General features: G+C 67.5%; 8 protein-coding genes. 1 reads left to right on the forward strand and 7 read right to left on the reverse strand.

All coding sequences use genetic code 11. The features are described from left to right. Nucleotides 1-71: 71 nt before the first annotated feature. The 7 genes from ACO2RV_RS13500 to mscL all read right to left on the reverse strand — a co-directional run bounded on the left by ACO2RV_RS13500 (nucleotide 72) and on the right by mscL (nucleotide 5,598). Complete coding sequence (locus ACO2RV_RS13500) at nucleotides 72-569, reverse strand: DUF6790 family protein (protein WP_423293756.1); 498 nt, start codon at nucleotides 567-569, stop codon at nucleotides 72-74. A gap of 27 nt (nucleotides 570-596) precedes the next feature. After that, the gene (locus tag ACO2RV_RS13505; RefSeq protein ID WP_423293758.1) at nucleotides 597-1,559 is read right to left on the reverse strand and encodes a heme-dependent oxidative N-demethylase family protein; all 963 of its coding nucleotides are present in this window, start codon (nucleotides 1,557-1,559) and stop codon (nucleotides 597-599) included. Nucleotides 1,560-1,655: 96 nt separating this feature from the next. Further along, a complete protein-coding gene (gene rfbA / locus ACO2RV_RS13510) occupies nucleotides 1,656-2,528 on the reverse strand; it encodes a glucose-1-phosphate thymidylyltransferase RfbA (protein WP_423293760.1) in 873 nt (290 codons plus the stop codon). After that, nucleotides 2,525-3,421, reverse strand: a complete 897-nt coding sequence (rfbD, locus tag ACO2RV_RS13515) for a dTDP-4-dehydrorhamnose reductase (protein ID WP_423293762.1) — start codon at nucleotides 3,419-3,421, stop codon at nucleotides 2,525-2,527. Before rfbD ends, rfbA begins: the two co-directional genes overlap by 4 nt. Next, complete coding sequence (gene rfbB, locus ACO2RV_RS13520; RefSeq protein ID WP_423293764.1) at nucleotides 3,418-4,482, reverse strand: dTDP-glucose 4,6-dehydratase; 1,065 nt, start codon at nucleotides 4,480-4,482, stop codon at nucleotides 3,418-3,420. Before rfbB ends, rfbD begins: the two co-directional genes overlap by 4 nt. 26 nt (nucleotides 4,483-4,508) lie before the next feature. Further along, nucleotides 4,509-5,069: a dTDP-4-dehydrorhamnose 3,5-epimerase gene (gene rfbC / locus ACO2RV_RS13525; protein ID WP_423293766.1), complete on the reverse strand. Its 561-nt coding sequence runs from the start codon at nucleotides 5,067-5,069 to the stop codon at nucleotides 4,509-4,511. A gap of 109 nt (nucleotides 5,070-5,178) precedes the next feature. Next, nucleotides 5,179-5,598, reverse strand: a complete 420-nt coding sequence (mscL, locus tag ACO2RV_RS13530; RefSeq protein WP_423293776.1) for a large conductance mechanosensitive channel protein MscL — start codon at nucleotides 5,596-5,598, stop codon at nucleotides 5,179-5,181. A 197-nt stretch (nucleotides 5,599-5,795) separates the two neighbouring features. Here mscL and ACO2RV_RS13535 point away from each other — a divergent pair, with 197 nt between their 5' ends. After that, nucleotides 5,796-9,356 carry a PAS domain-containing hybrid sensor histidine kinase/response regulator gene (locus ACO2RV_RS13535; protein WP_423293768.1) on the forward strand — a complete coding sequence of 1,187 codons (3,561 nt, stop codon included), beginning with the start codon at nucleotides 5,796-5,798 and terminating at the stop codon, nucleotides 9,354-9,356. The last annotated feature ends 132 nt before the right edge of the window (nucleotides 9,357-9,488 follow it).

A 9,488-nucleotide genomic window follows, 5' to 3' on the forward strand; every position in this document is an offset into this window, starting at 1 on the left:
ACTCGGTCGCCCTCTAGTTAGGCCGTGCGAGGCGCGACGCAACCGTTACAGCGAGTATGCCGCAGCCCGCCTCACGGCGCGGGCGCGCGGCGGAACAGACGCTGCACCAGCAGGAGGCCGAGCACGGCCAGCGGCGTGAGGAAGTCGGTGTAGAGGATCGGCCCGGCATTGCCGGCGGCGAGGTTGCCGGCCTGCTCGATCTGTACGACATGGCCCACCCCCGCGCCGCCGAGGAAGCCGAGCATCACCACGCCGACCGCCGCCCGAAAGCCGGGCGAGCCGAAGAAGGCGCCGATCAGCCCGGCAAGGCCGATGCCGAGATTGGCCATGCCGACCTCGAACTGGAACGGGCTCGGCGCCCAGCCGATGGACGCCGCCGCCTGCTCGGCGAAGAAGACATGGCCCATGAAGGCCCACAGGCCCATCAACCCGACCGGGAAGGCCAGGACGTAGCGCAGCAGCTGGTCCACGACCCTGCCGACGGTGATCGGGCGTGGCCCGCGCAGCACCATGAGAATGGCGGCGACGATGGCGGCGAGCCATGCCAGCAACGGAACCCAGAAGACCACCGGCACCTCCCCTTCGATTCCGGCAGTCTAGTCGCCGCCGGCGATCCGCTCCAGCACCGCGGCGATGGCGTCGCGATGCTCGGTCAGCGCCTTGTAGGCGAGCTGGTCGGCATCGAGGCCAAGGATCTGCTCGCGCAGCGATGCCGCCAGCGTGCGCCCCTCGGGATGCCGCCGGAACGAGGTGAACGGGTCGACATGGATGCGCACGGTGAACAGCATGGCGCCGCTTTCCGGCATGCGCCGCAGCGTCTGCCGCTCGACGCGCACGAAGGCCTCCGGCGCCAGATTGGCGGGATCGTCGAACCAGGCGCGTGGGCGCTCCTTCGATTCGGGATGGTGCAGCTGGTCATCGGGATAGATCGACCAGTTCACCCGCCAGACCGGCTGGTCGACCTTCAGATTCTCGAAGATGCGGTTCATCACCCGGGCGAGCTTGGACTGATAGCCCGGCACGGCCTCGTGCAGCCCGTCCAGCGTCTGGCCGAAACGGTCCGCCAGCGACCAGGCGGAGGGGAAGCACAAGACGGCCGCGACCAGCCGATAGCCGGCCTCGCCCGGCGTCAGGATCAAGAGGTCGTCGGTGACGATGTGCCCGGCGATGGCGAGTGGCGCCTCGCTCTCGTCGTCGAGATCGAAGCTGCGGCCGGTCGCCAGCACGGTGAGGCGGCGCCCCTCCAGCCGGTAGAGCGTGGGATAGCGCGCGACGACATGGTCGACGACGAGTTGCAACGCCTCGCGCTGGACCTCGCGCGTGCCGGGCTCCTCGCGCAGCACGACGTCGCGCTTGCCGCGAATCAGTTGCTCGCGCTCGAGAAGATGGGCGGCGAGGCGGGGATCCGGCTCGATCCATTCGTCGAGATCCAGCGGCGCGAGGCCGACGGAGAAGGCCTTGCGCGACCCGTCAAAGGGTGTGTGGGCGAAGGAAGCGGCATCGGGGCTGAGCGAGGGAGTAGCGAGATTCATCGAACCGAACACAGGGCTGCCGAACATCCGGCGCGACATCGAACCGGAGAGAGGCACAGCTTAGAACCTGTGCAGCCTTGACGTCAGCCCAACTTTTCGCCAGTGGCGACGATGCCGCAGCTCTCAATATCCCTCATCGGCGAGGCGGGTGAGATAGGCGCCATAGGCCGACTTCTTCTGCGCCTCGCCGAGCGCGCGCAGCTGGGCGGCGTCGATGAAGCCGGCGCGGAACGCCACTTCCTCCGGCGCGGCGATGCGCAGGCCCTGGCGGGTTTCGAGAATCTGCACGAATTGCGCCGCCTCGATAAGCGAATCCGGCGTGCCGGTGTCGAGCCAGGCGAAGCCCCGGCCCATCAGCGACACCTTGAGTTCGCCCAGCTCCATATAAGCGCGGTTGACGTCGGTGATCTCGATCTCGCCACGCGGCGAGGGCTTGAGCCCGGCAGCGATCTCCACCACCCGGTTGTCGTAGAAATAGAGCCCGGTCACCGCGAGATTGGATTTCGGCTTGGCCGGCTTCTCCTCCAGCGAGAGCACCTGCCCGCCCGCGCCCATCTCCACCACGCCATAGCGCTCGGGATCCTGCACGGGATAGCCGAACACGGTGGCGCCGCGCTCGCGCTCCACCGCGTCCTGCAACAGCTCCGGCAAGCCGTGGCCGAAGAACAGATTGTCGCCCAGCACCAGCGCCACGCGCTCGTCGCCGATGAAGTCGCGCCCGACGATGAAGGCGTCGGCCAGCCCGCGCGGACTGTCCTGCACCGCATAGCTGAGCGATAGGCCGAACTGCGAGCCGTCCCCCAGCAGATGGCGGAACAGCGCGGCATCATGCGGCGTGGTGATGATCAGTATGTCCCGTATTCCCGCCATCATCAGCGTGGTCAGGGGGTAATAGATCATCGGCTTGTTGTAGACCGGCAGCAGCTGCTTGGAGACCACCAGCGTGATCGGATGCAGCCGCGTGCCGGAACCGCCGGCGAGGATGATGCCCTTCATGATGTTTCCTCAGGAGTGGCCGGCGCGAGCAGGGCGTCGACCACCTCGGCCGCGCGCTGCTGCCAGGGCGCGGCGCGAAAGCCGAAGGTCGCCGCGAACAGCTCGCTCGACAATTGCGAATTGGCCGGACGCCGCGCCGGGGTGGGATAGTCGGCCGTGGTGATGGCCGCGACCTCAACAGGGCGGCCGGTATGTATGGCCGCGCGCTCGACGATGGCGCGGGCGAAGCCGTGCCACGTCATCACGCCGCTGCCGGCGAGATGATAGGTGCCGGCAACGGGCTTCCCGGCTTGCAATGCGGCTGCGGCAACGGTGAGCCCCTCGGCGATGTCGCGCGCGGCGGTCGGGCAGCCCTTCTGATCGGCCACCACGGTCAGCCGGTCGCGCGTCGCTGCGAGGCGCAGCATGGTCTTGAGGAAATTCGCGCCATGCACGCCATAGACCCAGGAGGTGCGTGCGATCACATGCCGGTCGAGGCGCTCGCGCACCGCCCGCTCGCCCGCCTCCTTGGAGGCGCCGTAGACGCCGAGCGGGGCGACCGGATCGCTCTCGACATAGGCCCCACGCTTTGAGCCGTCGAACACATAGTCGGTGGAAATGTGGATCAGCGCCGCGCCATGGCGGGCGCAGCTCGCCGCGATCAGTCCCGGCGCCTCGGCATTAATGCGATAGGCCAGCTCGGGCTCGCTCTCGGCCCTGTCGACCGCGGTATAGGCGGCGGCGTTGATCACCACGTCAGGTTTATGCGCGGCAATCGCCCGCTCGATCGAGGCGGCATCGGTGATGTCGGCGCCCGCCCGGTCGAGGGCAATGAGCGACGTCCCGCGCGCATGCGCCAGCGCCGCGATCTCGCGCCCGACCTGCCCGCCCGCGCCCAGCAGCAGAAGGCTCATGTGGACAGTCCGATCCGCGCGCGGTCATAGCGGGCCTTGAGCGGCTCCCACCAGCCGGCATTGTCGAGATACCAGCGCACCGTCTTCTCGATGCCGCTCTCGAAGGTCTCGGAAGGCTCCCAGCCGAGTTCATCCTTAAGTTTGGTGGCGTCGATGGCATAGCGCGCATCGTGGCCGGGACGGTCGGTGACGAAGGTGATCAGTTTTTCACGCGGGCCGATCGCAGCATCCGGCACAACCTTGTCCATGATGGCGCAGATGGTGCGCACCACCTCGATGTTGCGGCGCTCATTATTGCCACCGACATTGTAGCTCTCGCCGAGGCGGCCGCGCGTGGCGATCAGTTCCAGCGCCGCCGCATGGTCGTCGACATAGAGCCAATCGCGCACATTCTCGCCCTTGCCGTAGACCGGCAGCGCCTTGCCTTCCAGCGCGTTGAGGATGGTGAGCGGGATCAGTTTTTCCGGGAAATGGTACGGCCCGTAATTGTTCGAGCAGTTCGACATCACCACCGGCAGGCCGTAGGTGTGGAACCAGGCCCGCACCAGATGGTCGGAGGCCGCCTTGGAGGCGGAATAGGGCGAGTTCGGCTGGTAGGGCGTGTCCTCGCGGAACAGCCCCTCCTCGCCCAGCGTGCCGAACACCTCGTCGGTGGAGATGTGGTGGAAGCGGAAGCGACGGGCGGCCGCCGCATCCAGCCCGCGCCAGTAGCGCAGCGCTTCGTCCAGCAGCGTGTAGGTGCCGACGATGTTGGTGCTGATGAAGTCGCCGGGCCCGTCGATCGAGCGGTCGACATGCGATTCCGCCGCCAGATGCATGACGAGGTCGGGGCGGAAGTCCTCCAGCGCCGCGCGGAACGCCGCGCCGTCGCACACATCCGCCTGCACGAAGCTGTAGCCGGGATGATTGTGCACTTCCGCCAGCGAGGCGAGGTTCCCGGCATAGGTCAGCTTGTCGTAATTGAGCACCGTGCGGCCCTGGCGCACCAGCCGCCGCACCACGGCCGAACCGATGAACCCGGCCCCGCCGGTGACCAGCACACGCTGCCCGTCGATCGTCATGTCGGCCTGCATTCCCCCGGAAACCATCAAAGCACGAAGGGGCTGGAGACGTCGCGCAGCCGCGGCTGCGCGCGATCCTTGTCGGAGAGAACCGCCCCGCCCGGCCCGACCGGCCAGTCGATGGCAAGATCGGGATCGTCCCACGCGATGCCGGCGTCGTTCTGGCGCGAATAGGGCGCGTCCACCTTGTAGGCGATGAGCGTGTCCGGCTCCAGCGTGCAGAAGCCATGGGCGAAGCCGTGCGGGATGAAGAGCTGCTCGCCCTTTTCGGCGGTCAGCGTCACCGCGACCCATTGGCCGAAGCTCGGCGAGCCCCTGCGGATATCCACCGCCACGTCGAAGATCGCCCCGCGCACCGCCCGCACCAGCTTGGCCTGTGCCATGGGCGGGACCTGGAAGTGCAGCCCGCGCACCACGCCCACCTCGCGCGAGAGCGATTCATTGTCCTGCACGAAAGCGAGGTCGATGCCGAACGCGTCGAACTGCGGCTTCTTGTAGGTCTCGCAGAAATAACCCCGCGCATCCCCATGCCGCACAGGCTGGACAAGAACGACGTCGGGGATGGCTAGGCGCGTGAAGCTGGTCATGGCGGCGAAGAGGTCCAATTCCGATCGGACGCTTCTAGCCAACTCTGCCGGCACTTCAAGGCCGCATTCCCTCGCCGACGCGGCACCGGAAGCCACGCCTGGGCGCGTGTCAGACCTTCTTCGCGAGAAGGTCCCGGATCTCGGTCAGCAGCACTTCTTCCCTGGTCGGCGGCGCCGGCGCGGGCGGCTCGCTGGCCGCGTTGCGGCGCAGGCGGTTGATGCCCTTCACCACCATGAAGAGGATCCAGGCGATGATCAGGAAGTTGATAACGACGGTCAGAAAATGACCATAGGCGAACACGGCACCTTGCTCGCGGGCGGCGGCCAGCGAGGTGGCCGTGACCTGCGACGACAGGCCGATGAAGTAATTGGAGAAGTCCAGACCGCCGAAGATGGCGCCGACGACCGGCATGAACAGGTCCGACACGACCGATGTCACGATCTGCCCGAATGCGGCGCCGATGATCACGCCGATGGCGAGGTCGACCACGTTGCCCTTGACGGCGAACTCACGAAATTCCTTGAGCACCTTGCTCATGCTGGCCCCCTTTAAGCACGCTGCCTGTCCGGCCACTGTGCAGTGCCCGCCTGCGAGCCGCAAGCGATGAGAAAACGCAACCGCCCGCGACACGGTGCGATGATCCGCCGGGCAATCTTGCCGATATCGCCCGCGCGGGGGCATAAAGGGCCACGCTGCCCCTGCGGCGTACGCAAACGGGAGCCCCCATGCTTCAGGCCTGGGTCATCATCGCTGTCGCGCTCGTCTATGTCGGCTTCCTTTTCGCCGTCGCGAGCTACGGCGACCGCCGCCTGTCGTTCAACCGGCGCGGCAGGGAGGGCCGGCCCTACATCTACGCGCTGTCGCTGGCGGTCTATTGCACCTCGTGGACCTTCTTCGGCTCGGTCGGCCTCGCCACCACGCAGGGCGTGAACTTCCTCACCATCTATGTCGGGCCGATGCTGGTGTTCGCGCTCGGCTCGCCGTTCCTGCTGCGCATCGTCCGACTCGCCAAGGCGCAGAACATCACCTCCATCGCCGATTTCATCGCCGCCCGCTACGGCAAGAGCCAGGGGGTGGCGGCGCTGGTGGCGATCGTGGCCATCGTCGGCTCGCTGCCCTACATCGCCCTGCAGCTGAAGGCGGTCTCCGCCTCGCTCGTCGTCATGCTCGGCGATTTCGAAGGCCTCGGACTGCATTACCCGATCGTGGGCGATCTCGCGCTCATGATCGCTGTTGCGATGGCGGTGTTCGCGGTGCTGTTCGGCACGCGCCACATCGACGCCACCGAGCATCAGGAAGGGCTGATGCTGGCAGTGGCGACGGAATCGATCGTCAAGCTGGTCAGCTTCCTGGCGGTCGGGCTGTTCATCACCTTCGTCATGTTCTCCGGCCCCTGGGACTTGCTCAACCAGGCCGCCGAGAAAGGCGTGCTGCCGGTGCTGACCGAGGGCCTGTCGGTCGGCAACTGGGTGGTGATGACGCTGCTGTCGGCACTCGCCATCCTGCTGCTGCCGCGCCAGTTCCATGTCGCGGTGGTGGAGAACACCTCCGAGCAGGAGATCCGCACCGCCGCCTGGCTGTTCCCGCTCTATCTGGTCCTGATCAACATCTTCGTCATTCCCATCGCCATCGCCGGCCTCGTCGCCTTCCCGCCCGGCTTCATCGATGGCGACATGTATGTGCTGACGCTGCCGCTGTCTGTCGGGGCCAAGGCGATGGCGCTGGTCGCCTTCGTGGGCGGGCTCTCGGCGGCCACCGCCATGGTGATCGTCGAGACGGTGGCGCTCGCCGTCATGGTGTCCAACGACATCTTCATGCCGCTGATGGTGCGTGGCCGTCGCCTCGCCGACACGGCGGAGCGCGGCGGGACGCTGGCGCCGCCCTCCGCGCAGGAGGATGCGCAGGCGGATCTCGGCTACCGCCTGCTCACGGTGCGCCGCATCGCCATCTTCGCCATCCTGCTGCTGGCCTATCTCTATTACCGCTTCACCGGCGAGGCCCAGCTCGCGCAGATCGGCCTGCTCTCCTTCGCCGCCGTCGCCCAGTTCGGCCCGGCGCTGCTGCTCGGCCTCATCTGGCGCCGGGGAACCGCGCTCGGCGCTATCGCCGGCATCGCCGCCGGCATCGCCATCTGGGCCTATACGCTGCTGCTGCCGAGCCTCATCGATTCCGGCCTGTTCTCCCCTGCCCTGCTGGCCGAAGGCCCCTTCGGCCTGTCGATGCTGCGCCCCCAGGCGCTGCTCGGCGTGCATGCCGCGCCGCTGGTCCACGGCGTGATGTGGAGCCTGACGATCAACGTGCTGTGCTTCTTCGGCGTGTCACTGATGCGCCAGCCTGCACCGATCGAGCGATTGCAAGCCAGCGTCTTCGTCGAAACCGACCGCACGCCCTCGACCCCCAGCTTCCGCCTGTGGCGCTCGCCGGTGACGGTGGGCGAGCTCATCGGCACTGTGTCGCGCTATCTCGGCGAGGACCGCACCCGCGCCTCCTTCGAGAGCGTGTCGGCCATGCGCGGCCTGTCGCTGGACCCTGCGCGCGAGGCGGACTTCCAGCTCATCCGCTATGCCGAGCACCTGCTGGCCTCGGCCATCGGCGCGGCCTCCTCGCGCCTCGTGCTGTCTCTGATGCTGCGGAAGCGCACCGTCTCCACCAAGGCGGCGCTGAAGCTGCTCGACGATGCCTCGGCGGCGATCCAGTACAATCGCGAGATCCTGCAGACCGCGCTCGATCACGTGCGGCAGGGCATCGCCGTGTTCGACCGCGACCTCAGGCTGATCTGCTGGAACCGCCAGTTCGGCGACATGCTCGACCTGCCGGCGGAGATCGTGCGCATCGGCGTCGGCATCGACGAGATCATCCGCTTCAACGCCACGGCCGGCGTATTCGGACCCGGCCCGGTGGAGGAGATCGTCCGCGAGAAACTCGCCCGCTATGCCCGCCGCAACGTGACCTTCCAGGAGCGGCTTTCCCCGCGCGGCGTGGTCATGGAGGTGCGCGTCAACACCATGCCGGACGGCGGCGTGGTCGTGACCTTCACGGACATCACCCCGACCGTCGAAGCGGCGGAGGCGCTGGAGCGCGCCAACGAGACGCTGGAGCGCCGCGTCAAGGAGCGCACCAAGGCGCTGGAAAAGCTCAATACCCAACTCGCCCAGGCCAAGTCCGAGGCGGACGAGGCCAATATCTCCAAGACCCGCTTCCTCGCCGCCGCCAGCCACGACATCCTCCAGCCGCTGAACGCGGCCCGGCTCTACGCCACCAGCCTGGTCGAACGGGCGGAACAAGGCGAGGAGGGCCGGCTGGCGCGCAATGTCGACGCCTCGCTGGAGGCGGTGGAGGAAATCCTATCCGCCCTGCTCGACATCTCTCGGCTCGATGCCGGCGCGATGAAGCCCGATGTCGGCGCCTTCCGGCTCGACGACATCTTCCGCCAGCTCGAGCTCGAATTCGCCCCGCTCGCTAAGGAAAAGAACCTGCGGCTCACCTTCGTGGCCAGTTCGCAGGCGGTGCGCTCCGACCGCCGGCTGCTGCGCCGCCTGTTGCAGAACCTCGTCTCCAACGCCATCAAGTACACGCTGAAGGGCCGGGTGCTGATCGGCGTGCGGCACAAGCGCGGCAAGCTGCGCATCCAGGTGCTTGACACCGGGCTCGGCGTCCCGCAGGCCAAGCAGAAGCTGATCTTCAAGGAGTTCCAGCGGCTCGACCAGGGTGCCAAGGCGGCGCGCGGGCTGGGGCTCGGCCTGTCCATCGTCGAACGCCTCTCGCGCGTGCTCGACCATCCGATCAGCCTCGTCTCGACGTCGGGGCGCGGCAGCGTGTTCACGGTCGAGGTGCCCACCGCCCCGCCGATCCCCGCAGAACAGCCGCGCGCGCTGCCCGCCGCGCTTCCTGTTGCGACGCTGAACGACCTCATCGTGCTGTGCATCGACAACGACCCCGCCATCCTCGACGGCATGGAGACGCTGCTGACCGGCTGGGGCTGCCGCGTCATCAAGGCGCCGGACGTACTGCGCGCCCTCGCCCTGCTGCGCGAGGCCCGCACGACCCCCGATGTGCTGCTGGTCGACTACCATCTCGACGATGGTGAGGGCATCGAGGCGGCCAAGCAGCTGCGCTGGAAACTCGGCCGCAGCCTCCCTGCGGTGCTGATCACCGCCGACCGCTCCAAGCGCGTGCGCGACGCGGCGCGGGCGACGGAGATGGAAGTGCTCAACAAGCCGGTCCGCCCGGCGGCGCTGCGTGCCCTGCTCGCGCAATGGCGGGCCACCCGGGCTGCGGCGGAATAGCGTCCGAGGCTGTGTGAAAACCCTTGATTATGCTATGTTTAGGCACTGCTTCGGAGGTGCCAGATGGGACGTTTTATCGAGGCTGCCGACCGTCATCAGGCGAGCTTTCTGCCCGCTTGTTTGGAGGACTAT

The sequence above is a fragment of the Ancylobacter sp. VNQ12 genome (genome assembly GCF_049445835.1).
Classification (GTDB): Bacteria; Pseudomonadota; Alphaproteobacteria; order Rhizobiales; family Xanthobacteraceae; genus Ancylobacter.

Coding starts and splice junctions, on each gene's coding strand:
- ACO2RV_RS13505 (WP_423293758.1), bottom strand. CDS start 1,559: ATGTTCGGCAGCCCTGTGTTCGGTTCGATGAATCTCGCTACTCCCTCG.
- rfbA (WP_423293760.1), bottom strand. CDS start 2,528: ATGAAGGGCATCATCCTCGCCGGCGGTTCCGGCACGCGGCTGCATCCG.
- rfbD (WP_423293762.1), bottom strand. CDS start 3,421: ATGAGCCTTCTGCTGCTGGGCGCGGGCGGGCAGGTCGGGCGCGAGATC.
- rfbB (WP_423293764.1), bottom strand. CDS start 4,482: ATGACGATCGACGGGCAGCGTGTGCTGGTCACCGGCGGGGCCGGGTTC.
- rfbC (WP_423293766.1), bottom strand. CDS start 5,069: ATGACCAGCTTCACGCGCCTAGCCATCCCCGACGTCGTTCTTGTCCAG.
- ACO2RV_RS13535 (WP_423293768.1), top strand. CDS start 5,796: ATGCTTCAGGCCTGGGTCATCATCGCTGTCGCGCTCGTCTATGTCGGC.